This window comes from Methylobacterium crusticola (assembly GCF_003574465.1).
In the GTDB taxonomy this organism is placed as follows: domain Bacteria; phylum Pseudomonadota; class Alphaproteobacteria; order Rhizobiales; family Beijerinckiaceae; genus Methylobacterium; species Methylobacterium crusticola.
Map to the genome: position 1 here is coordinate 1 of NZ_QOWC01000148.1, position 21,288 is coordinate 21,288.

A 21,288-nucleotide genomic window follows, 5' to 3' on the forward strand; every position below is an offset into this window, starting at 1 on the left:
GGGAGGACCCGGGACCTCCCCTCCAGCGCCGCCGGCGCGCGCGAGAGGCCGGGGCGCCGGTCCGTCAGCCCGCCGCCCGGGCGCCGGCGAGGGGCGGGCGCCGCCCGCCTCAGGCCGCGACCGTCCCGCCCAGCTCGTCCTCGATGTGGGCCCGCACGATGGCGTCGAAATCCGGCTCGGCCGTGAAGCCGAGCTCGAGGGCCCGCCGGGTGTCGAACGCCCGGGGCCAGCCGGCCACGATGCGCTCGATGGCGGGGTCGGGCGCGCGGCGGATGCGCGCCACGGCCGCGTCGCCGGCGGCCCGGCGCAGGGCCTCGATCTGCTCGGCCACCGTCGCGGCCACGCCCGGCATGGTCAGGTTGCGCCGGTCGCCCAGGCGCGCGCCCTCGATCGTCGCGGCGTGGAGCAGGAACCCGACCGCCGCCCGCGGCGAGGCGTGCCAGTGGCGCACGGTATCCGAGACCGGCAGCACCGCCTCGGCCCCGGCCAGCGGCTCGCGGATGATGCCCGAGAAGAACCCCGAGGCGGCCTTGTTGGGCTTGCCGGGGCGCACGCAGATGGTGGGCAGGCGGATGCCGACGCCGTCGAAGATGCCCCGCCGCGTGTAGTCGGCGAGCAGGAGTTCCCCGATCGCCTTCTGGGCGCCGTAGCTGGTGAGCGGCGCCGAGACGTAGTCGTCGCCGATCGGCTCGGGCATCGGCGCGCCGAACACCGCGATGGAGGAGGTGAAGACGAGGCGGGGGGCGTAGCCCTCGCCCACCGCCCGCACGGCGTCGAACAGCCGGCGCGTGCCGTCGAGGTTGATGCGGTAGCCCTTGTCGAAATCGGCCTCGGCCTCGCCCGACACGATGGCGGCGAGGTGGAAGATCACGTCGGGGCGCCCGGCCACCAGGCGCTCGGCCTCGCCCGGGTCGGAGAAGTCGGAGGCCGAGAGGGCGACCGGCACGGGGGTGCCGGGAGGAGCCTCGGGGGGGACCACGTCGTGCAGGGTCAGGCGGGTGATCGTCTCGCCGCCGAGGCTGCCGTCCCGGACCAGGCGGTCGAGGAGCTTGCGCCCGACCATGCCGGCGGCGCCGAGGATGAGGATGTGCATCGGATGCTCCTGGGACGCGGAACTGGGCAGGATTGGGGAGGGAGGCGCGCCGCGGGGCCGGGGGCCTGCGGCACGGGGTGGGGCCGGGGGCGGGCGCGCCGCCGCGCGCTCAGAGCGTGAAGCCGCCGTCGGCGAGGTGGGTCTGGCCGGTAGTGAAGCGGGATTCGTCCGAGGCGAGGTAGACGGCGAGCGCCGCCATCTCCTCCGGTGTCCCGAGCCGGCCCATGGGCTGGCGGTCGACGAAGGCCTGGCGGGCGGCCTCGAGCGAGAGGCCGTTCTGGGCCGCGAGGGCCGCGATGCGCTCGTCGAGGGAGGGCGACTGGATCGTGCCGGGGCAGATGGCGTTGGCCCGCACGCCCTGGCGGATGAAGTCCCGCGCCACCGCCTTGGTCAGGCCGATCACCGCCGCCTTGGTGGCGCCGTAGACGTAGCGGTTCGGCGCCGAGCCGGTGCTGCCGACCGCCGACGCGATGTTGACGATCGAGCCGTTCCGCCGCTCCAGCATGCCGGGCAGGAAGGCCCGGATCGTGCGGTGCATCGAGGCGACGTTCAGGTCGAAGGCCAGGGCCCACTCGGCGTCGGTGCAATCCAGGATGGTGCCGTGGTGAACGATCCCGGCCGCGTTGACCAGGATGTCGACCGGGCCGGCCCCGGCGGCGAACTCCGCCACGGCCGCGTCCGAGCGCACGTCGAGGGCCGCGGCCCGCGCGCCCGCGAGCCCCTCGAGCTTGGCCGCGTCGAGGTCCGTCGCCAGCACCTCGGCGCCCTCGGCGAGGAAGGCCGCCGCGATGGCGCGCCCGATCCCCTGCCCGGCCGCGGTCACGACCGCGCGCTTGTTCGTCAGCCGTCCTGCCATCCGTCTCCTCCCGTGTCGCCGCGGCACCGCTCAGGCGATGTCCTTGCGCATGTGGACCAGCCGCCGGTCGGGTCGCTCCTCGATCCGCTCGACGGTCCAGCCGTGGCGCGCGTACCAGGCGAGGTTCCGCGCGAGCGTCTCCCCCGTGTAGAGGCGCAAGCTGGAGAGGTCGAGATCCTTCGCGCGGCTCTCGGCCGCCGCGAGCAGGCGGCGCCCGAAGCCCCGCTCCTGGTGGGCCGGCGCCACCGCGACGCTCCAGATCAGGAGGTGGTCGGGCGCGGGGTCGAGCACCAGGGCGCCGGCGAGCTCCTCGGCCTCCTCCAGCACCCAGACCTCGTGGCGGGCCAGCACCTCCTCGGCCCCGACGAGGAGCGGCACCGGCTCGGCCCCGAGGATCGCCCGGTTGGGCGCGTAGGCCGCCTCCTGGAGGGCCGCGAGCGCCGGCGCGTCCGCCCGGGTGGCCCGCCGCAGGGGAGCTCCGGTGATCGCCGGCGCGTTGAGCGCGTGCAGCCGCAGGCGCTGGCGCCCGTCCCCGGAGAAGTTCGCGGGCGCGAGCCAGCGCGCGAAGCCCTGCGCCACCTGCGGCCACTCGGCGTCGGTGATCGAGAACCAGGCGGTGTCGCGGTTGCGGCCCTTCACGATCACGGCCTGGCGGAAGAGCCCCTCGGGCGTGAAGCCCAGGCGGATCGCCGCCCGGCGCGAGGGCGCGTTGAGGGCGTTGCACTTCCACTCGTAGCGCCGGTAGCCGAGGGTCTCGAAGGCGTAGCGGGCCAGCAGCCACATCGCCTCCGTGGCGCCGGCGGAGCGCTGGAGGGCCGGGGTGAACAGGATGTTGCCGACCTCGATCACCCGGTTGGCCGGGTCGATCCGCATCAGCGCCGCGTGCCCGGCCGCCCGGCCGGTGCGGGCGTCCAGGATGGCGTAGAACAGCGGGTCGGCCGAGGCCGCGCACTCGGCGAGGTAGCGCCCGAAGGCCTCGGGCTCCGCGAAGGGCCCGGCCGCCATGTACTGCCACAGCGCCTCCGTGCCGGGCCCGACCGCGCCCGCGGCGAGGTCGGGCCCGTGGGCGGCGGGATCGAGGGGGCTGAGCGCGACGTGCCGGCCCGCGATGGCGACCCGGCCGGGGCGCGGGGCCGGGCCGGCCTCGGCGACGGGCCGGCCGATGGGCAGCCCGGTGACGGGATCGGCGTCGGGGCGGGTCATGCCTTCTCCCTCCCGGCGAGGTCCTCGCGGAAGAACCCGTTCAGCTCCGAGAACGCGACCGAGCCGTCGAAGCCGCCGAAGCTGCCCTCGTCCCGGATGCGCCGGGCGGCCCGGATGAAGCCCGTCCAGGCGGCGCGGGCGAGCGAGGAGCCGACGCTGATCCGGCGCACGCCGAGGGCGGCGAGGTCGCCGACCCGGAGGCCCGGATTCGTGCTCATCAGGATGTTGACCGGCACGGGCGCCAGGGCCTCGACCAGGGTGCGGATGTCCTCGCGGCGCTTCGGCCCCGGCGCGTAGACGACGTCGGCCCCCGCCTCGGCGTAGGCCTGGAGCCGGCGGATCGCCTCGGGCAGCGGCTCGGGATGGCCGACGAGGTAGCACTCGGCCCGGCCCGTCAGCACCACCCCGCCGCCCGCCGCGTCGATCGCCGCGCGGGCCGCCCGGATCCGCTCGACCGCCGCCGCCCTGTCGTAGAGCGGCCGGGCGGGATCGCCCGTGGCGTCCTCGATCGACAGGCCGGCGACCCCCGTGGCGACGCACCGGGCCACGTTCGCGGCGACGCCCTCGGGCTCGTGCGCGTAGCCGGACTCGAAATCGGCGTTCACCGGCAGGTCCGTGGCGGCGGCGATCTCGGCGATGTGGGCGAGCATCGCGTCGCACGGCACCGCCCAGTCGGTGTCCGGCAGGGCGCGGGAGAAGGCGAAGCCCGAGCTCGTGGTGGCGAGCGCGGGAAACCCCATGGCGGCGAGGTAGCGCGTGGTGCCGACGTCCCACGGGTTCGGCATCACGAAGCAGCCGTCCTGGTGAAGCTGGCGAAAGGCGGCGCGGCGGGCGGCGAGGTCGGTCATCGGGCATTCCTCCCTGGTCCAGCGCGCCCCTCCGCCGGGCCGCGGGCCGGCGACCGGGCCCTCGAGCGTCGGGGAGGTGCGCTGCGTCAGCGGCTCGGCGTCTCTCGATCCCGTCGGCGCCCCGCGCCGTCGCGGGAGACGGGCGTGAACCGATCGGCGGGCCGTCCGCGCCTGAGGGGCAGCCCTCAAGGCCGTCTAGCGGCATCGCGGCCCGATGGCGAGCCTCGCCGTCCCGGGCGGCGGGGCCGGCGCGGCGCGGACCGGTCGCGGCGAGCGCCGGGCGGGCGGTGCGGCCGCCGCACCGCCCAGCCGTGGCGGCCCGCCCCCCGCAGGCATCCTGCCGGCGCGCCGCCTCCGGTCAGCCCGGCGGACGGACGGCGCCCGCGCTGCGCGAGCGGCGGTCCCGCTGCTTCGCCTCGCCGTGCAGGGAGTCCGGGGTGTACTCCGCGACCGCCTCCAGGGGCCCCAGGTCCGGGATGCTCAGGCTCCAGCCCCTGGCGACGATCAAGGCCCCGGCGCGCCGGGCCTGGAGCACCCGGTCGACGTGCACGGCCGCCAGCGCGGCCGCCGGGGCAGTCCAGGGCGCGGGATCAACACAGGTTGCCGTGCGGCCGCCGGGCGAAGGCGGACCGCCGGCGCCGCCGGGCCGGCACCCGCCGCGTCGACGCCCGCGGGGAGCGCCCTAACCGTCGTTCGCCGGGCCGATCTGGGCCGCGAGCTCCCTGAACCGCGAGCCGGCGCCGCTCATGATCCCCCGGTGCCAGTGCTCGATCTCCGCGGCGTCGACGCCGGATGCCGCGCGCTCCTGGGAGGTGGCCGCCATGAGCCGCTGCCACTCGGTCTCCATCCGCTGCATCAGGTCCGGCGACGCGGTATGCTCGCCCACGGCGGCCACGACCTTCTCGGCCAGGATCCTGCCGGCCTCGACGCCGTCCCGATGAGACTGGTCCGCTCGATCACTCATCACTCATCCCTCCGCCGCCCGTCGCTCAACCGGACCACCCGCCGCCGGTGGGGCTCCTGACCGTAAGCGGCGAGCCCCGCCTTTTGTTCGGACGCCGCGGGCCTTCTCCTCGCGCGCGCGCTGCCCCCACTGGCGGCGGGCCGGGCGGCGGGCGCAAGGTGCCGAGGCCGGCCGCGCCCGCTCACGGAATGATGAAGTGTCAGCCTCTGACAAAGCTGGTAACTAAATCCGGCCGCCCCGTCATGCAGGACGGCTTCTCTGAACCCAGAGACTCAAATGAACAAATTATTTCTCGTCGGTTTCGGGATGTTGCTGGCAACTCCCGTTCTCGCTCAGACCGGAGCGAACCCCGCGGACATCAGGGAGCCTGGCCCGCCGCGGATCACCACGTACTTCGAAGGGCAGGAAGAGATCTTCGAGGGTAGCAGGTCCCAGGTGGACAATTCCGGGCCGGGATCGACGGGAACGCTCGCCAGGAGCGGGCTCGGCGCCGACAACTGGACGAACGACAGCGCCAACACGTCGAACTCGTCCGACCCCGAGCGGGGGCTCCCGAACACCGGGAGCGGCGGCGGCGATTCCGGCGGCGGCCAGTAGGCCGCCCGCAGCGCGCCGGGCCGGGCGGGCCCTCCGCCGGGCCCGGCAGGCCGCCAGGAAGGCGCGCCGACCGGGACGACCGGACCACCACGTCCGGCCGCCCGGGGGCGATCAGCCCGGGGCGGCCGGCGCGGGCAGAAGGCCCATGAGCGCCCGCAGCGGCGTGCTCGCCTCGCCCGACCAGGCGAGGTGCGTGCGGTTGACGCGCAGGCGCGCCGGCAACGGGTGACGCTCGACCGCCGTCCCGAGGACGGCGCGGTCGAGCACCTCCTCGGGCACGATCGCCGCGCCCGCCCCGGCCGACACGCAGGCGACGACCGCGTGGTAGGAACTCAGCTCCAGGATCCGCTCGGGCGAGGCGCCGTCCTCGGCCAGCCACTCGACCAGGCGCCGGCGGTACGAGCAGCCGTGCGGGAACGCCACCAGCGTCCGGCCGTCCAGGTCGGCGGCGCGGCGGATGCCCGGCGCGCCCCGCGCCGTGATCAGGACGAGGGTCTCGGCGAAGACCGGCATCGACGAGAGATTCCCCCGCTCGAAGGGCTCCGACACGAAGGCCGCCTCGACCTCGTAGCGCGCGAGCAGACGCAGCAGGGCGCGGGTGGTGCCGGTCTGCAACTCGAGCGAGACGTCCGGGTGCTGCGCGTGAAAGGCCGACAGGATCGGCGGCAGCCGCACGCCGGCGGCGCTCTCCAGCGATCCGAGCCGCAGCACCCCGCGCACCGCGCCGCTGCGCACGTCCCGCTCGGCCGCGTCCGCGAGGTGCAGCAGGCGCTCGGCGTGGCCGAGCAGCGTGCGGCCCGCCTCCGTGAGCGCCAGGCCGCGCCCCTGACGCCGGAACAGCGTCACGCCCAGCCGCTCCTCCAGCTGCTTGATCCGGGTGGTGACGTTCGAGGGCACGCGGTGGAGGAGGTCGGCCGCGCGCGTGACCCCACCCTCCCGCACCACGCAGCGGAAGATGTGCAGGTCGTCGAGGTCCATCATTCTCATTCCGAGAAGCTTAGATCACGGAAATTCACTTTTCAAGAAAGCCGCGGCGGTGTCTGATCGCGGCCGCCATGACCACCGAACCCCTCCCCGCCCCCCTGCCCGACCGCGCGGCCGGGGACGTCGTCGTGAGCGGCCTCGTCGCCCTCGCGGTCGCCATGGGCATCGGCCGTTTCGCCTTCACGCCGCTGCTGCCCCTGATGATGCGCGACGGCACGCTGACGGCGGCCGCCGGCGCCGAGTGGGCGGCGGCCAATTACGGCGGCTACCTCGTCGGCGCCCTGACCGCCGCCCGGTTCGCCGCCGATCCCCGGCGGGGCCTGCTGCTGAGCCTCCTCGGCGTCGCGCTGACGACGCTCGCCGCCGCGGGCATCGACGGGGCGGCGGCCGCCCCGCTCGGCGCCGTGCTGCGCGCGGCCGCCGGCGCCTTCAGCGCGTGGTCGCTCGTCTGCGCGAGCAGCTGGTGCCTCGCCGAACTCGCCCGCCTCCGCGTCCCGCAGCGGGGCGCCTGGATCTACGCCGGCGTCGGCCTCGGCATCGCGCTCACCGGGACCCTGGCCTGGCTCGGCGGGCGGCAGCGGGCCGACCGGCTCTGGCTCGAGCTGGGGCTGGCCGCCGGCGCGGGTGCGCTGTTCGTGTGGTCGCGCGTGCGGGCGCGGCGCCCCGCGCCCGGCGAGGCGCAGGCGCGCGCGGCGACCCGCGGGCGCGCCGCGGCGGCCGCGCCGGGGCCGGGCCGGGCGCCTTCGGGTCTCGTGCTGTGCTACGGCATCTTCGGCTTCGGCTACATCGTGCCGGCCACCTTCCTGCCGGCCATGGCCCGGGAGTTCGCGCCCGACCCGCTGGTGTTCGGGCTGACCTGGCCGCTGTTCGGGCTGGCGGCCGCCCTGTCCGTGGCCGCGGTGGCGCAGTGGCTGCCGGAGGCGCCGCGCCGGCGCCTCTGGGCCTGCGCGCAGGGCCTGATGGCGCTCGGCGTCGCGCTGCCCCTCGCCGTCCAGGCCCTCTGGGCGACCGTCGCATCGGCCGTGCTGGTGGGCGGCACGTTCATGGTCGTCACCATGGCGGGCCTTCAGCTCGCCCGGGAGGAGCGTCCCGACGACCCGACGCCCCTGCTGGCGCGGATGACGGGCGCCTTCGCGGCCGGGCAGATCGCCGGCCCGCTGCTGGTCCGCCTCCTCGGTCCCGGCCGGTGGGCCGGGTGGGATGCCCTGAGCGGGACCGGCGCCGCCGCCGCACTGCTGCTCGGCCTCACGGCGGCGTGGCTCTGGCGCGTCCCGCAGCCCTGTCCCGTGCCGGCGCGGCAGCCGCGCTAGTCCGGGACCCTGCGGGCGCCCGTGCGGCGCCGCGTCCCGCGACGGGGCGGCGGGTCGCGGCCGCCCGCTCCCGGTCCGGGTGGACCGACAGCGGCGTCAGGGCCGCGGGTCCAGGCGGTCCAGGAACGCCCGCGTCAGGGCTGCGACCGCGTCCGGCGCCTCGTCCAGCGCGAAGTGCCCGGCATCGAGGAGGTGGATCTCGGCACCCGGAACGTCGCGCCCGTAGGCCGCCGCACCCGCCGGGGCGAAGGAGGGGTCGTACCGACCCCAGGCGACGAGGAGGCGCGGCTGCCGCGCGCGGAGCCAGGCCTGCCACGACGGATAGGCCGCGACGTTGGTGCGGTAGTCGTAGAACAGGTCGCTCTGGATCTGCGCCTGGCCGGGACGGCTCAGGAAGGCGAACTCGTCGGTCCAGAGGTCGGGGTCGTAGCGCTCGGGGTGCGGGCTCGACCCGACGTGGCGCTGCCGCGCGGCCTCGAGGGAGAGGAAGGTGGCGCGCAGGCGCTCCTCGTTCGCGGCGCGCTGCGCCCAGAAGGCCCGCCGCGCCTCCCAGAGCGGGCCGAGGCCCTCCTCGTGCGCGACGGCGTTCTGGATCACCAGGGCGCGCACCCGCTCGGGGTGGGCGAGTGCGAGGCGGAAGCCGACCGGGCCGCCGTAATCCTGGAGGAACAGGGCGTAGCGCGCGAGGCCGAGCGCCTGCGTGAAGCGGTCCACGACCGCCGCGAGGTGGTCGAACGTGTAGGCGAACCGCGCCGGGTCGGGCGCGTCGCTGTGGCCGAAGCCGGGATAGTCCGGGGCGACGAGGTGGTAGCGGTCGGCGAGCCGGGCCAGCAGCGGCTGGTACATGCGCGAGGAGGACGGGAAGCCGTGCAGCAGCAGCAGCGTCGGCGCCGAGGGCGGACCGGCCTCGCGGTAGAAGACCGAGACGCCGTCGACCTCGATGCTGCGGTACTGGATGCCCGGTGCGGCGCCGGCACGCGGCATCGGCACGCGGCGCCTCAGGACGGCGGTTCCCCGCCGGCCTGCTCGCGGGCGATGTGCGCCGCGTACCAGTCCGGCCAGTCCGCATCGCGCGCGCCGGTGCGCGCCTCGTGCGCGCCGTGCGCCGCCGCCGCGCGCCGGAGCGCCGCCGCCAGGTCGGCCGGCGAGGCGAACGTCGTCGCGGCCGCGTCCACCCGTCCGGGCAACCGCGCCGTGACCTCCTGGAGCAGCCAGCCGTTGCCGTCCGGATCGCTGAAGGCGGCGAAGGACCCGTAGCTCGCCCGGTCGGGCGCGGGACCGCCCACGCGGCCGCCCGCGTCGCCGGGCCGGAACTGCGCGCCCGGCATCCCGGCGTGGAACACCTCGCCGACCGCGGCGCCGCGGGCCGCGAGGGCGGCGCGGGCCGCCGCGATGTCGGAGACGATCAGGTACAGGCCCTGGGCGGACCCGGGTGGCGCCGTGGTGATGCGGTCGCCGAACTGCACCGAGCACGCCGAGCCGGGCGGCGTGAACTGGACGACGCGGAAGCCGTTGTCGAAGGCGAAATCGGCATCGAGCCTCCAGCCCAGCGCGGCGTAGAAGCGCTTCGCACGGTCGACGTCGGACACCGGGACCACGACGGCCTCGAGCGCCATGGCGACGCCCTGCCGGCCCGGGCCCTCGACGTGACTCGTGCTCATGGCGCGCTCCCGCGGTTCGATGCCGTCCGGTCGCCGACACGCGCCGCCAGCGCGTCGAGGATCTCGCCCGTGGGCACGACCCCGGCACGCCGCCGCACGCGGACCTCCGGGGCACGTCCTGCCCGAGAGCTTGCCGGCGCGCGCAGCGGCGCGCCATGCATTCGCTCCGGCCAGATCAACCGGCAACTTGTTGGCCGGCAGCATCGCCCGGCCGGCCGTGGTCGTACCATTGGCGCGCACGAAAGCCAATAGTGTTCACAAGCCGACACCAGCGGCCGAAAGCTTCGCGTACCTTCCCGCCGCAGCGCCGCACGGCGGCCGACGGCGTTGCGGGTGCCTCAGCCGGCCTCGCCGTAGCGCTGCACGAGGTCCCGTAGCCGCTCCGAGGGCCTGCCGTAGCTGACGAGGACGACGTCGAGGCCGGGGCGGCCGGCCATCCGCAGCGCCCGCAGGATGGCGTCGTCGATCCAGCCGTCCTCGTTGCCGAACGCGCCCCCGCCCAGCCGGGTGAGGAGCACGCGGTCCGAGGCGCCGCGGGCGGCGTTGCGCAGGCCCGCGAGGAGCGTCGCCTCGTAGGCCGCCTCCAGCACGAGGCGCGCGAAGGGCTCCCAGGCGGAGGCCTCCACGTCCGAGTAGGCGACCGGGAGGGCGGAGCAGAAGACCTGGCTGACGAGCGGCCCCGGCGCGGGCCCGTCCGTGACCTCGACGTCCTCGTGCAGGCCGACCCGCAGCGCGCCGCGCAGGGCGTCCCGCGTGCCGGCATCGGCGTCCCGCAGGAGGGCCGCGATGGCGGCGAGCCCGTCCGGCGTGGCGAGCGCGTAGCCGTTGCGCATCGTCCACAGCGCCTCGGTGCGGGTGCCGAGGCGGTGCGCCAGGGCGGCGCCGAGATCCGCGAGCCCGTCGAGCTGCCGGTCCCTCCCCTGCCCGCTCCGCCCGCCGACCGGGACGAGGTAGTTGCGGTAGAGCGTGGCCGCCCCGGCCGCGACGGCGCAGGCCGGGCCCTGCGTCCGGTCGTGCTCGTAGCGCGTGACGCCGTCCTCCGGAGCCACCTCGGGCCCGATCATCTCGAGCATGTTGAACTGCGAGGCGACCTGGAACAGCGCGCCGCGGTTCTCGGCGGCCCGGTGCAGGGCCCGGACGTCGCCCTCGAGGATCGACAGGCGCGCCCGCCCCGGCGGGTCCGAGGCGCCGGCGCCGGCCCGCAGCTCCGCCAGCGAGGGCAGCGTCAGCGTCCCGACCGCGCAGGACCGCTCCGTCCCCCGGCACCGTAGCCGGCCCTCGGCCACGGACAGCCTCGCCTGCGTCTCCCCGTAGGATCCCTCCCGGAACCCCGTCAGCCGCTCGAACCAGTCCATGCCGTCCCCTCCCGATGCGGCCCCGCCCCGGCCTCGCCCCCGCACGGGGAGCGCCCGCGCGCTCCATCCCGGTGCCGGCACGGCGTCCCGTCCGGCACCCCGGCGGGGCAAGCGGAAAGGCGTGCGGCGCGGCGTTCGTTCCGCGGGCGCCGGGCCACCGGGCGGGGCCCGGACGCGCCGCCCGCCGGGCGGGCCGACCGCCTCGGCTGCGGAGATGGCGCGCCAGCCCCCGCGGCGGAGGCGGTCGGCCCGCCCCTCCGGCATTCGTTTTAACCGGGGGGTAAGACTTCGCGTGCCGTGGTCCCGCCATGGCGTTCGCCCCCACCGATCCGCCGTCCCCGACCTGGCGCCTCACCGCCTGGCTGACCGCGTCGCCCGAGGCCGTCCCGGCCGACGTGCTCGCCGTCCTGCGCGGTCGGCTCGTCGTCGGCACCCTGCCCCTGGTGGTGGCCGCCCTCATCGGCACATCCCTGGCCAGCCTCGCGGTCCTGCGCGTTCCCACCCCGGCCATGCTGGCCTGGTTCTGCGCCGATCTCGGCCTCACCGCGGCGCGGCTCGCCACCATGCTGCTGATGCAGCGCGGGCTGCGCCCCGGCCGGCGGCGCGGCGCCTGGACCCGGCTCACGGACGCGTACGTGCTCAGCTCGCTCCTGTGGTGCACCCAGATCGGCTGCGGCGTCGGGCTCTGCATGGCCGCGGCCGATGCCGTGCTGACGCCCTTCGCCTGCCTGATCACCACGGGCCTCGTCGGCGGCCTCGCCGCCCGCAACCCGGGCGCGCCGCGCATGACCCTGGTGCAGATGCTCGGCGTCGTGGCGCCGTTCACGGCCGGGGCGGCGTGCAGCGGGCAGCCGTGGTTCTGGCCCATCTGCGCCATGGCTCCCCTGTACCTCGTGGCCGTCGGGACGGTGAACCGGCGGCTGCACGCCGACTACGTGGCGATGCTGAGCGCCAAGCGCGCCCTGAAGCACCAGGCGCTGCATTGCGGCCTCACCGGGCTGCCGAACCGCACCTGCTTCGGCGAGGCGCTCGCGGCGGCGCTGGGCGAGCCGGGGCGCGGGGCGCTCGCCCCGGCGGTGCTGTGCCTCGACCTCGACGGCTTCAAGGACGTGAACGACACCCACGGCCACGCGGCGGGCGACGTGCTGCTGCGGCGCGTCGCGGACCGCCTCAGGCGGACGATCGCGGACGCCGACACGCTCGCGCGCCTGGGCGGAGACGAGTTCGCGGTGCTGCTCACCGGCGAGCGGGCGGCAGCGGCCGAGGCCGTGGCGGCCGCGATCGTCGCGGCGGTCGGGCAGCCCTTCGAGCTCGGCCGGGCGACGCGGGTGCGGGTCGGCGTGAGCGTCGGCATCGCGGCCGCGTCGCCCGGCGACCCGGACGGCCAGACCCTCCTCGTGCGGGCGGACCGGGCGCTGTACGCGGCCAAGCGGCAGGGCAGAGGCACCTACCGGCGCGCCCCCGCCGAGAGCCCGGACGCGCCGCGCGCCGCCAATGTCGTCGCCATGGGCGGTCACGCGGGCCCCGGCGCCGGCCGCGATCAGCGCCAGAACGGCCGCACGTCGATCAGCGCGTCGTAGGCCTCGGCGGCGTCCTCGAGCAGCGCCCCGGTCCTCGCCTCGATGTCGGCCGCCGTCATGCCGGCGGCGAACAGGGCGGAGCCGCCGCCCCGGCCCGCGGCCGACACGTCGCCGACGATCTCGTGACCCGTGGCGATGTCGTTGAGGTCGCCGAGGGCGTCCTGGAGGTCGGCGAGCGCCGCCACGAACCGCCTGTGGCGCTTGGCCTCCTTCTTGTCCGCGTAGAGGCTCCCGAAGAACTCGGCCCCATAGCGCAGCTTCTTGGCGGCGATCCGGACCTGGTGCCGATCCTCGGGGCTGAGCCCGGCGAGGTCGCGTCCGCGCTTCTTCACCTGGCGCCGGCGCTTCTCCAGCACCTGCGCCGCGAAGGCGCGGGCGGGCTGGTCCCGCTGGCGGGCGAGCGGGCCGTCGTCCACCGTGAGCCACGGGCCGGAATTGATCCAGGCGACGAGGTCGATGAGGAAGCGCCGCCACTCCTCGCCCCGCAGCAGCGCCTCGACGGCCGCGTAGGCGTCGCTGCGCTGCGCCTCGAGCTGCTTTTCCAGGTTGAGCAGGCTCTGCTCGTCGGGGTGGCGCGCCCGCTCGGCCGGCAGGGTCTTGCCGAGGAACACGTCGAGGTTGCGGGCCCGCCCGAGCGGCTCGGACAGGCGCTTGAGCTCCGCGCGGGTGCCGCCGGAATGGACATCCCGGATCAGGCCGCCGAACAGCGAGAAGGCCGAGCGCAGGCGCCGGATGGCGACGCGGGCCTGGTGCAGGGCATCGACGTCGCGGTGCTCGAGGAGGAGATCCTCGTTCAGGCGCATGTGGCGCAGGCAGGCATGCGCGACGGCCCTGAACGCGTCGGCCGCCGTCATCTCCGGCCGGAGCACGACGGGCTCGGCCTTGCGCGTGCCGGGGCGCTCGCCGTCGCGGAGCGCGAAGCCGCGCTCGGCCTTGCTGCGCACTCCGAGGCGCACCGGCACGTGGGAGCTGATCGCGTGGGCCAGCACGAACAGGTCGGCGGCGGAGCCCTCGATCAGTTCCAGCTCGACCTCGCTCACCGGCAGGTCGGGCGCGTCCGCCGCCGGGGCCGCGATGTGGCCGCGGTCGAGCGCGACCTCGATGCGCGAGTGGCCCTGCTCGACCTCGTAGGTGCGGCGCGCGACCGAGACGGTGAAGAGCGGCTCCAGCCGCGCCTTCCTGCCGAGGAGCTTGGCCACGGGCGTCCCGCGGAGCGCCTCGCGATCGGGCTCGGGGCCCCCGATCACCTGCTCCCACTCGGGCCGCTCGAACAGGCCGTCCCCGGCGGCCTTGACGGTCTGCACGTGGCGCCCCTGCGCGGTGCGCACCCGCAGCACGTAGCCGGCCCGGCGCAGGAGGGCGTCGGCGGTGTCGAAGTAGACCGAGCTCAGCTGCGCCTCGTCCTGGACCGCAGCGGACGAGAGACGCGGGTAGTCCTGCAGGGCCGCGAGGTCGCCCGCGCCGCACGCCAGCTTCAGCTCGATCTCTCGGGGTTCGCTCATGCCATCCGTCCTGCTGTTGCCGGACGACCCACGAAGCCGAACCGGGTGTCACAATCAATCCTTGGCCGCCGGCGCCGGCCGGCGGGGCTCCGGCCGCATCGCCTCCCGGCGGGGGGCGAGCCGGCGTCCCGGGCCGGATCGGCCCGGGATCCCGGCGCGAGAGTCGCACCGCCGCGTCACTGTCCGGGGCGGGGCGCTCTCCCCACATCAGGGGAGTTCTCCCATAAGCCCCGATACCGCCTTGCTGACCCTCGCACTCCTCGCGTTCGTCCTCGTCTTCCTCGTGCCGATCGGGATCTCCGCGGCGCTCTACAGGCTGCGCGACACGGGCGACTGGCGGCTCGCCGACCGCTCCAGCGCCGGGTTGCTGCCGCCCCCGGACCAGGCCCCCTACGCCGTGGTGCGGGTGTTCTCCGCCCGCACCGTGAGTTGGCGCGGCATCGTCGCGACCCACAGCTGGATCGTCCTCAAGGATGCCCGGGCCCGCACCTACCAGCGCTTCGACTACACCGCCTGGGGCACGCCGATCTGGGTCGATCGCTTCGTGCCCGACGGACGCTGGTTCGGCAGCACGCCCGAAATCGTGTTCGCGGCCGACGGGGCGCCGGCCGAGCGGATGATCCCGCGCATCCGCGAGACCGTCCAGACCTACCGCTACGCCGCGCCGGGCGACTACCAGGCCTGGCCCGGACCGAACTCGAACACCTTCGTGGCTGCCGTGATGAGCGCGGTGCCGGAGATGCGGGCGAGCCTGCCGGCGACGGCCATCGGCAAGGATTTTCCCTACGACGGGCGCTGGATCGGGCTCACGCCCTCGGGCACGGGCGTGCGGCTCAACCTCGGCGGCTATCTCGGCCTGACGCTCGGCTGGGTGGAAGGGCTCGAGGTGAACATCCTCGGCGCGGTCGCGGGCCTCGACATCCGCCGGCCCGGCGTCAAGCTGCCGGCCCTCGGCCGCATCGGGCTCTGAGGCCGCCGGAGCCGGGGACGGGCGTTCTCGCGCCCGGCCCCGGGGCCGGCGCGTTCCGGGCCCGCCCGCCGCTTGCCGCCGGCCGCGTTCGCCTGTAAGGATCCCGCCGTCCGAACGACGATGCGGGAGAGATCGAGGGGCTTGCGCCGCCTCGACGCCGACGGAGCAACCGCCCCGGAAACTCTCAGGCAAACGGACCGTGTCGTCAGGACGATCTGGAGAGAGGCGGCTGCGACACGCCGCCCACCGAAGGGGACGTTCGACCGCGCCCGCGGGCGGATGAAGCTCTCAGGTACCGTGACAGATGGGGCGCTCGGGCTGGTCTCACCCAGCCCTCGGCCGCTCTTGCCCACGGGACCAGATCCATGCCCCACATCGCCGTCATCGGCGCCGGCATCACCGGCGTGACCACCGCCTACGCGCTCAGTCGGCGCGGCTACGCCGTCACGGTCTTCGACCGACACCGCTACGCCGGCATGGAGACCTCGTTCGCCAACGGCGGCCAGCTCTCCGTCAGCAACGCCGAGGTCTGGAACAAGGCCGCCACCCTCCTCCAGGGCCTCAAGTGGATGATGCGGCGCGACGCGCCCCTCCTGGTCAACCCGAAGCCGAGCTGGCACAAGTATTCCTGGATGGCCGAGTTCGTCGGCCAGATCCGCCACTACGAGGCCAACACCGTCGAGACGGTGCGCCTGGCGCTGGCCGCGCGCCAGGACATGTTCGCCATGGCCGAGCGCGAGGGCATCGACTTCAACCTGGAGAAGCGCGGGATCCTGCACTTCTACCGGGACAAGGCCGGGTTCGAGAAGGCGGCGGCGGTGAACGCGCTGCTGCGCCGGGGCGGGCTCGCGCGCGATCCCGTCACGCCGGACGAGATCCGCCGCATCGAGCCGACGCTGCAGGGTGCGTATTACGGCGGCTTCTTCACGCCCTCCGACTCGACCGGCGACATCCACAGGTTCACCCGCGGCCTCGCCGACGCCTGCGCCCGGCGCGGCGTGACCTTCCGGTACGACGCCGCCATCGCGGACATCGTGCCGGCGGGCGAGGGCTGGCGCATCCGCTGGCGGCCGGCGGCGCGCGACGAGGGCCTCGCGCCGCAGCGGCAAGAGGCCGGGGAGGCCCTCGACGTGGACGGGGTGGTGATCTGCGCCGGCTGCGCCAGCCGGGGGCTTGCGGCCGGCCTCGGCGACCGGCTGAACATCTACCCGGTGAAGGGCTACTCGATCACCGTGCACCTGCACACGCCCGAGAGCCAGGAGGCGGCGCCGCAGGTGAGCATCCTGGACGACGCGACGAAGATCGTGACGAGCCGCCTGGGGCGGGACCGGTTCCGCGTCGCCGGCACGGCGGAGTTCAACGGGTTCAACCGCGACATCCGGCACGACCGCATCGAGCCGCTCGTGCGCTGGACGCGGGAGCAGTTCCCGCGCGTCGTGACGGACCGGGTGGTGGCGTGGAGCGGGCTGCGGCCGATGATGCCGGGCATGCTGCCGCGGGTCGGGCCGGGCAAGCGGCGGGGCATCTTCTACAACACCGGGCACGGGCACCTGGGCTGGACGCTGTCGGCCGCGACGGCGCAGATCGCCGCCGCCGCGGTCGAGCAGGTCCTGCCGGTCGAGCCGCGCCGGCTCGCGGCCTGACGCGGGGCGGGACCGGTCCGGCCGGGGGATCCCGTGACGCCGGCCGGCGCGGCATCCGCGCCGGCGCGCGGCGCCCTCACGGGGCCATCCTCCGCATGGTGGCGACGACCGCGCGCCGGTCGTACGGCTTGGCGAAGAACGCCCCCCGGGCGGGCAGCGTCACCGCGTCCCGGGCGTAGTGGCCGGACGTGAGGATGATCTCGATCGGCGGCCAGCGCCCCCGGATGGCCGCGGCCAGCCGCATGCCGTCCATGGTGCCCGGCATGGCGAGGTCCGCGAACACGATCCGGATGCCCGGCCGCCGCTCCAGGATCGCCACGGCCTCGGCGGCGTTCGCCGCCTCCTCGACCTCGAACCCCGCCTCCTCGACCATGTCGACCGCCATCATGCGCAGGATGGGCTCGTCCTCCACGACGAGCACGACCGCGGGTTCGCGGGGCTCCGTCATTGCGCCTGCACCACCGCCACCGGCGCCCTGAACTCGGCCCGGAGGCCCGACGGCAGGTAAGATTGCTCGGCGCTCCCCGTTCCGGCGAGCCCCATGCGGATCAGCCGGGAGCCGAAGCCCTGCCGGGTCGGCTCCGTGACCGGAGGCCCTCCCGTCTCCTCCCAGGTCGCGACCAGTTCCGGGCCGGCGCCGCGGGCGGCGATCGTCCAGGAGAAGCGGACCTGTCCGCTGTCGTTCGACAGGGCCCCGTACTTGGCGGCGTTGGTCGCGAGCTCGTGGACGACCAGCGACATCGAGAGCGTCGATTTCGGACCGAGCAGGATCTCCGGCCCGCCGATCGCGATGCGGCTCGCGTCCCCGTGCAGCGACAGGACCAGCTCCACCACGTTGCGGATCGGCGCGGCGGCCCAGTTCTCCTGCAGGAGGACGTCGTGGGCCTTGCCGAGCGCCAGGATGCGCTGCTCGAACGCCTCGACGGCGTCGCGCTCCGAGACGCCCTTCAGGGTCTGCGAGGCGATGGCCTGGACCATCGCCAGGGTGTTCTTCAGCCGGTGGCTCAATTCCTCGTTCAGGACGCTCTGCTGGGCCTCGGCCCGGTCCCGGGCCTGGAGCGCGCGGCGCAGGTCGAGCTGCTTCATGACCTGGCGCGCCAGCACCCGGAGAGTCCGCTCCTGGAGCGCCGTGAGCCCGCGGGGCTTGAAATCGAGGACGCACACCGTGCCGATGGCGTGCCCCTGGTCGGTCCGCAGGAGCGCGCCCGCGTAGAACCGGAGCCCGGGCGCGCCGGTCACGAGGGGGTTGCAGTCGAAGCGGGGATCCTTCGTCGCGTCGGGAACGAGGAGGAACTCGTCCTCCAGGATCGCCCGCGCGCAGAACGAGGCGTCGAGCGGGGTCTCGCGCACGCCGAGGCCGACCTCGGCCTTGAAGAACTGCCGTCCCTCGCCGATGAGGTTCACGACGGCGATGGGCGTGCCGCAGATCTCGGAGGCGAGGCCCGCGACGTCGTCGAAATCCTGCTCCCTCGGCGTGTCGAGGATGTCGTAGCTGGCGAGGGCGGCGAGGCGCTCGGTCTCGGAGGAGGGTGCGGGGTGGGGCATCGGCATCCTGGCCGGTTCTGGCCGGACGAGCCCGCCGTTGGCACTAAGAGGGCAATCGCGCCGCGGGCGCAATCGGGCTGCCCTCCCCGGCCCGCGCCGAGCCGCCCGGCCCGCCCGGGCCGCCCCCGGGCGCTGGACCTCGGCGCTCGGCGCCGACACTATGGCGGCCCGGAGGGGCCGCGACGGCCCGTCCCGTCCGGATCGCGCTCCCCGCGGCGAGGGACGGGGTGTCGGCCCGCACGGACCAGCGAGGTGTCCCGTCATGATCGCGGCAGCGTCCGGGCTCGACCCGACCGACCCCTACCAGCGGGAGGCGCAGACCTATCCTCGCCTGGATCCCGAGATGGTGGCGCGCGTCGCCCGCTACGGCGCCGAGGAGACGATCCCGGCCGGCCGCTGCCTCTACCGCCGCGGCGACCGGGCGGCCGACTTCTTCCTGGTCCTCGAGGGCGAGGTGGAGACCTTCGACGAGGATCTGCGCGGCGAGCGCCGGGTCTTCGCGCGGCATCGGCCCGGCCAGTTCGCCGGGGAAACGAACTTCCTGAACGGACGCGAGTCGCTCGTCACGAGCCAGGCCTGCGTCGACACGCGGGTGGTCCGGGTGCCCCGCCCGGAGTTCAGGCGCATGCTGGCGGCGGAGCCGGACGTCTCCGAGCTCGTGATGCGCGCCTTCATCCTGCGCCGGATGGGGTTCCTCCGGCACGGGCACGGCGGGGTGACGCTGCTCGGGCCGAGCCACTGCGCCGAGACCCTGCGCCTGCAGCGATTCATGACGCGCAACGGCTATCCCCACCGGATGCTCGCGAGCGACCTCGACCCGGGCGCGGCCGAGGCGATGGCGGATCTCGGCCTCGGCGCCGGCGACCTTCCGGCCGTGATCGCCCCGGGGCGGGTGGTGCTCCGGGACCCGACGACCTGGGAACTCGCCGACCGGCTCGGCCTGACCGAGCCCCTGGACGAGGCGGCCGTCTTCGACGTGGCGGTCGTGGGCGCGGGCCCCGCCGGGCTCGCCGCCGCGGTCTACGCCGCCTCCGAGGGGCTCCGCACGATCGTGATCGAGGCGGAGGCGCCCGGCGGGCAGGCCGGCACCTCGTCCAAGATCGAGAACTACCTCGGCTTCCCGACCGGCATCTCCGGCCAGGCGCTCGCCGGGCGGGGCCAGGCGCAGGCGCAGAAGTTCGGCGCCCACCTGGCGATCTCGCGGGCCGCCTCCGCCCTCCACTGCGAGGAGCATCCCTACCGCATCGCCCTCGAGGACGGGCGCTCGGTCCGCACCAGGGCCGTGGTGGTCGCCACGGGCGCGCGCTACCGCAAGCTCGACCTCCCGGACTACGACCGCTTCGAGGGCCAGGGGATCTACTACGCGGCGACCGGCATGGAGGCGCAGCTCTGCGAGCACCAGGAGGTGGTGCTGGTCGGCGGCGGCAATTCGGCCGGGCAGGCCGCGATGTTCCTGTCGCGCACCTGCGCCCACGTCCACGTCCTGGTGCGCGGTCCGGGCCTGGCCGCCACCATGTCCGACTACCTCGTGCAGCGGATCGCCTCCTCGCCCCGCATCACCGTGCGCCCGTTCACGGAGGTGACGGAGCTCGGCGGCGACATGTTCCTGCGCACGGTGTCGTGGCAGGACCGCCGGACCGGCGCGCGCACCACGCAGGCGGTCGGCGCGCTGTTCGTGATGATCGGCGCCGAGCCGAACACGGCCTGGCTCGACGGCTGCCTGCCGCTCGACCGCCACGGCTTCGTCCGGACCGGCCAGGAGGAGAACGGCCAGGCGCTCCCGTCGCCCTACGCGACCACCACGCCCGGCATCTTCGCGGTCGGCGACGTCCGGTCGGGATCGGTGAAGCGGGTGGCCTCGGGCGTCGGCGAGGGCTCCGTCGTGGTCCACGCCGTCCACCGCTTCCTGCACCCGGCCACGGCCTGAGGGCCCGGGCGGGACGGGGGGAAGCGGCTCGCGCCAGCAGGCGCACGGCCCCGAGCGCCGGGACCTCCGGCCGGCGGCGCCGGCCCGAGGGGGTCCACGCCGCGAATGTGACGGAGCTCACGGACGCCCGCGCCGATCGATGGCATCCATGGCGCCTCGGCCGTGCTCCCGCCAGGACCCCCTTCGCGGCCACGCCCGGGCCGTCGCGCGGAACGTCCGCCGGGGCGGCAGCCCTCGTTCAAGGGATCCTTCCGCCCGCCTCGGCCCCGGGCGGACGGCATCGACCGCTCGCCGCCTGAGGAGTGCGTCCCGTGCGAATGCCCGACACCGCGTTCCCGGCCGCGGCCGAGCGACGGCCCGGTCCGGGAACGCGCCTCAACGGCGTCTACGCGATCGAGGCGCTCGTCGCGACCGGCGGCATGGGCGAGGTCTACAGCGGGTACGCGCTCGAGACCGGGGACCGGGTCGCCATCAAGGTGATCCGCGGCGACATGGCCGAGAGCGAGCACGTCCTGGCGCTGTTCCGCAAGGAGGCGGCCGCACTCCGCCGCCTCCGGCACGCCGGCATCGTGCGCTACTACGTGTTCACGACGTCCCCGGAGCTGCGCCGCCCCTACCTCGCGATGGAGTTCGTCGAGGGCGAGTCGCTCCTCGACGTCGCGCGGCGCAAGCCCCTGACCGCCGCGGACGGGCTGATCCTGCTGCAACGCCTGGCCGCGGCGCTCCACGCCGCGCACGCGGTCGGCGTCATCCACCGCGACGTCTCGCCCGACAACATCATCCTGCCCGCCGGCGACGCGGGCAGCGCGAAGATCATCGATTTCGGCATCGCCCGGAGCGCCCTCGACGGCGGCACCCTCATCGGCAGCGACTTCGCCGGCAAGGCGAACTACGCCTCGCCGGAGCAGGCCGGACTCTTCGGCGGCAGCGTCACCGCCAGGTCCGACATGTACAGCCTCGGCCTGACGCTCGTTGCGGCGCTGCTCGGCCGCCCGGCGGACATGGGCGGCACCTATGTCGAACTCGTGGCGAAGCGCCGGGCGGTGCCCGACCTCGAGGGCGTCGACGGCCGCCTGCGGCCGATCCTGCGGGCAATGCTCCAGCCGCGGCCGGAGGACCGTCCCGCCGACCTGGCCGAGGTGGCCGGGTGGGCGGCCAGGGCCGCCTCGCGCGCTTCGGCGGGCCCGGCGCGGCGCCGCACCCTCGCGCTCGGGGCGGCCGGCATCCTGGCCGCCGCGCTCGCGGCGGCT

20 protein-coding genes and 2 riboswitches are annotated in these 21,288 nt (G+C 75.4%); of the genes, 7 read left to right on the forward strand and 13 right to left on the reverse strand.

Going from position 1 to position 21,288, the window contains the following annotated elements:
- Positions 1 to 109: 109 nt before the first annotated feature.
- From denD to DT057_RS26755, 6 genes are all read right to left on the reverse strand, one after another.
- The gene (gene denD, locus DT057_RS26730; protein WP_128565134.1) at positions 110 to 1,093 is read right to left on the reverse strand and encodes a D-erythronate dehydrogenase; all 984 of its coding nucleotides are present in this window, start codon (positions 1,091 to 1,093) and stop codon (positions 110 to 112) included.
- A gap of 109 nt (positions 1,094 to 1,202) precedes the next feature.
- Positions 1,203 to 1,949, reverse strand: a complete 747-nt coding sequence (locus DT057_RS26735; RefSeq protein ID WP_128565135.1) for an SDR family oxidoreductase — start codon at positions 1,947 to 1,949, stop codon at positions 1,203 to 1,205.
- A gap of 30 nt (positions 1,950 to 1,979) precedes the next feature.
- Positions 1,980 to 3,152: a GNAT family N-acetyltransferase gene (locus DT057_RS26740; protein ID WP_128565136.1), complete on the reverse strand. Its 1,173-nt coding sequence runs from the start codon at positions 3,150 to 3,152 to the stop codon at positions 1,980 to 1,982.
- A complete protein-coding gene (locus tag DT057_RS26745; protein WP_128565137.1) occupies positions 3,149 to 4,000 on the reverse strand; it encodes an isocitrate lyase/PEP mutase family protein in 852 nt (283 codons plus the stop codon). Before DT057_RS26745 ends, DT057_RS26740 begins: the two co-directional genes overlap by 4 nt.
- Before the next feature lie 358 nt (positions 4,001 to 4,358).
- Positions 4,359 to 4,550, reverse strand: a complete 192-nt coding sequence (locus DT057_RS26750) for a hypothetical protein (protein WP_128565138.1) — start codon at positions 4,548 to 4,550, stop codon at positions 4,359 to 4,361.
- A gap of 132 nt (positions 4,551 to 4,682) precedes the next feature.
- Positions 4,683 to 4,964, reverse strand: coding sequence for a hypothetical protein (locus DT057_RS26755; RefSeq protein ID WP_128565139.1), 282 nt, complete (start codon positions 4,962 to 4,964; stop codon positions 4,683 to 4,685).
- 435 nt (positions 4,965 to 5,399) lie between these two features.
- Here DT057_RS26755 and DT057_RS36940 point away from each other — a divergent pair, with 435 nt between their 5' ends.
- A complete protein-coding gene (locus DT057_RS36940; RefSeq protein ID WP_238313680.1) occupies positions 5,400 to 5,561 on the forward strand; it encodes a hypothetical protein in 162 nt (53 codons plus the stop codon).
- Between the two features lie 111 nt (positions 5,562 to 5,672).
- On the opposite strand, the gene DT057_RS26765 is transcribed toward DT057_RS36940, so the two are convergent.
- Positions 5,673 to 6,539: a LysR family transcriptional regulator gene (locus tag DT057_RS26765; protein ID WP_203236386.1), complete on the reverse strand. Its 867-nt coding sequence runs from the start codon at positions 6,537 to 6,539 to the stop codon at positions 5,673 to 5,675.
- Positions 6,540 to 6,616: 77 nt separating this feature from the next.
- Here DT057_RS26765 and DT057_RS26770 point away from each other — a divergent pair, with 77 nt between their 5' ends.
- Positions 6,617 to 7,855, forward strand: coding sequence for a YbfB/YjiJ family MFS transporter (locus DT057_RS26770; RefSeq protein ID WP_128565142.1), 1,239 nt, complete (start codon positions 6,617 to 6,619; stop codon positions 7,853 to 7,855).
- Positions 7,856 to 7,951: 96 nt separating this feature from the next.
- On the opposite strand, the gene DT057_RS26775 is transcribed toward DT057_RS26770, so the two are convergent.
- The 3 genes from DT057_RS26775 to DT057_RS26785 form a co-directional block, all read right to left on the reverse strand.
- A complete protein-coding gene (locus DT057_RS26775) occupies positions 7,952 to 8,839 on the reverse strand; it encodes an alpha/beta fold hydrolase (protein ID WP_128565152.1) in 888 nt (295 codons plus the stop codon).
- A gap of 14 nt (positions 8,840 to 8,853) precedes the next feature.
- Entirely contained in the window at positions 8,854 to 9,516 is a 663-nt protein-coding gene (locus DT057_RS26780; RefSeq protein WP_128565143.1) for a VOC family protein, read from the reverse strand.
- A gap of 338 nt (positions 9,517 to 9,854) precedes the next feature.
- The gene (locus tag DT057_RS26785) at positions 9,855 to 10,871 is read right to left on the reverse strand and encodes a hypothetical protein (protein ID WP_128565144.1); all 1,017 of its coding nucleotides are present in this window, start codon (positions 10,869 to 10,871) and stop codon (positions 9,855 to 9,857) included.
- A gap of 308 nt (positions 10,872 to 11,179) precedes the next feature.
- Here DT057_RS26785 and DT057_RS26790 point away from each other — a divergent pair, with 308 nt between their 5' ends.
- Complete coding sequence (locus DT057_RS26790) at positions 11,180 to 12,451, forward strand: GGDEF domain-containing protein (RefSeq protein ID WP_128565145.1); 1,272 nt, start codon at positions 11,180 to 11,182, stop codon at positions 12,449 to 12,451.
- Here the strand turns inward: DT057_RS26790 and DT057_RS26795 are convergent.
- Positions 12,412 to 13,953 carry a CYTH and CHAD domain-containing protein gene (locus DT057_RS26795; RefSeq protein WP_128565146.1) on the reverse strand — a complete coding sequence of 514 codons (1,542 nt, stop codon included), beginning with the start codon at positions 13,951 to 13,953 and terminating at the stop codon, positions 12,412 to 12,414. The two genes, DT057_RS26790 and DT057_RS26795, sit on opposite strands and share 40 nt — an antisense overlap.
- 241 nt (positions 13,954 to 14,194) lie before the next feature.
- On the opposite strand from DT057_RS26795, the gene DT057_RS26800 reads away from it, so the two are divergent.
- Together DT057_RS26800 and DT057_RS26805 are read left to right on the forward strand one after the other, a co-directional pair.
- Positions 14,195 to 14,923 (forward strand): DUF3750 domain-containing protein, encoded by a 729-nt coding sequence (locus tag DT057_RS26800; protein ID WP_238313683.1) that lies wholly within the window; start codon positions 14,195 to 14,197, stop codon positions 14,921 to 14,923.
- Between the two features lie 113 nt (positions 14,924 to 15,036).
- Positions 15,037 to 15,133: riboswitch (glycine riboswitch) on the forward strand.
- Positions 15,134 to 15,136: 3 nt separating this feature from the next.
- Positions 15,137 to 15,229, forward strand: a riboswitch (glycine riboswitch).
- Between the two features lie 59 nt (positions 15,230 to 15,288).
- Positions 15,289 to 16,566, forward strand: a complete 1,278-nt coding sequence (locus DT057_RS26805) for a D-amino acid dehydrogenase (protein WP_128565148.1) — start codon at positions 15,289 to 15,291, stop codon at positions 16,564 to 16,566.
- 76 nt (positions 16,567 to 16,642) lie between these two features.
- Here the strand turns inward: DT057_RS26805 and DT057_RS26810 are convergent, their stop codons facing one another.
- Positions 16,643 to 17,014 (reverse strand): response regulator, encoded by a 372-nt coding sequence (locus DT057_RS26810; RefSeq protein WP_128565149.1) that lies wholly within the window; start codon positions 17,012 to 17,014, stop codon positions 16,643 to 16,645.
- Positions 17,011 to 18,111, reverse strand: a complete 1,101-nt coding sequence (locus tag DT057_RS26815) for a sensor histidine kinase (RefSeq protein WP_203236387.1) — start codon at positions 18,109 to 18,111, stop codon at positions 17,011 to 17,013. Before DT057_RS26815 ends, DT057_RS26810 begins: the two co-directional genes overlap by 4 nt.
- A 262-nt stretch (positions 18,112 to 18,373) precedes the next feature.
- On the opposite strand from DT057_RS26815, the gene DT057_RS26820 reads away from it, so the two are divergent.
- Positions 18,374 to 20,038 (forward strand): FAD-dependent oxidoreductase, encoded by a 1,665-nt coding sequence (locus DT057_RS26820; RefSeq protein ID WP_128565151.1) that lies wholly within the window; start codon positions 18,374 to 18,376, stop codon positions 20,036 to 20,038.
- A 317-nt stretch (positions 20,039 to 20,355) separates the two neighbouring features.
- Positions 20,356 to 21,288, forward strand: a 933-nt coding sequence (locus DT057_RS26825) for a serine/threonine-protein kinase (protein WP_162501513.1), incomplete at its 3' end; no start/stop codon positions are given.

Bases quoted from the DNA above. Each gene is read 5' to 3' on its own strand.
- denD (WP_128565134.1), bottom strand. From the start codon at position 1,093: ATGCACATCCTCATCCTCGGCGCCGCCGGCATGGTCGGGCGCAAGCTC.
- DT057_RS26735 (WP_128565135.1), bottom strand. From the start codon at position 1,949: ATGGCAGGACGGCTGACGAACAAGCGCGCGGTCGTGACCGCGGCCGGG.
- DT057_RS26740 (WP_128565136.1), bottom strand. From the start codon at position 3,152: ATGACCCGCCCCGACGCCGATCCCGTCACCGGGCTGCCCATCGGCCGG.
- DT057_RS26745 (WP_128565137.1), bottom strand. From the start codon at position 4,000: ATGACCGACCTCGCCGCCCGCCGCGCCGCCTTTCGCCAGCTTCACCAG.
- DT057_RS26755 (WP_128565139.1), bottom strand. From the start codon at position 4,964: ATGAGTGATCGAGCGGACCAGTCTCATCGGGACGGCGTCGAGGCCGGC.
- DT057_RS26765 (WP_203236386.1), bottom strand. From the start codon at position 6,539: ATGGACCTCGACGACCTGCACATCTTCCGCTGCGTGGTGCGGGAGGGT.
- DT057_RS26770 (WP_128565142.1), top strand. From the start codon at position 6,617: ATGACCACCGAACCCCTCCCCGCCCCCCTGCCCGACCGCGCGGCCGGG.
- DT057_RS26775 (WP_128565152.1), bottom strand. From the start codon at position 8,839: ATGCCGCGTGCCGGCGCCGCACCGGGCATCCAGTACCGCAGCATCGAG.
- DT057_RS26780 (WP_128565143.1), bottom strand. From the start codon at position 9,516: ATGAGCACGAGTCACGTCGAGGGCCCGGGCCGGCAGGGCGTCGCCATG.
- DT057_RS26785 (WP_128565144.1), bottom strand. From the start codon at position 10,871: ATGGACTGGTTCGAGCGGCTGACGGGGTTCCGGGAGGGATCCTACGGG.
- DT057_RS26790 (WP_128565145.1), top strand. From the start codon at position 11,180: ATGGCGTTCGCCCCCACCGATCCGCCGTCCCCGACCTGGCGCCTCACC.
- DT057_RS26795 (WP_128565146.1), bottom strand. From the start codon at position 13,953: ATGAGCGAACCCCGAGAGATCGAGCTGAAGCTGGCGTGCGGCGCGGGC.
- DT057_RS26805 (WP_128565148.1), top strand. From the start codon at position 15,289: ATGCCCCACATCGCCGTCATCGGCGCCGGCATCACCGGCGTGACCACC.
- DT057_RS26810 (WP_128565149.1), bottom strand. From the start codon at position 17,014: ATGACGGAGCCCCGCGAACCCGCGGTCGTGCTCGTCGTGGAGGACGAG.
- DT057_RS26815 (WP_203236387.1), bottom strand. From the start codon at position 18,111: ATGCCCCACCCCGCACCCTCCTCCGAGACCGAGCGCCTCGCCGCCCTC.
- DT057_RS26820 (WP_128565151.1), top strand. From the start codon at position 18,374: ATGATCGCGGCAGCGTCCGGGCTCGACCCGACCGACCCCTACCAGCGG.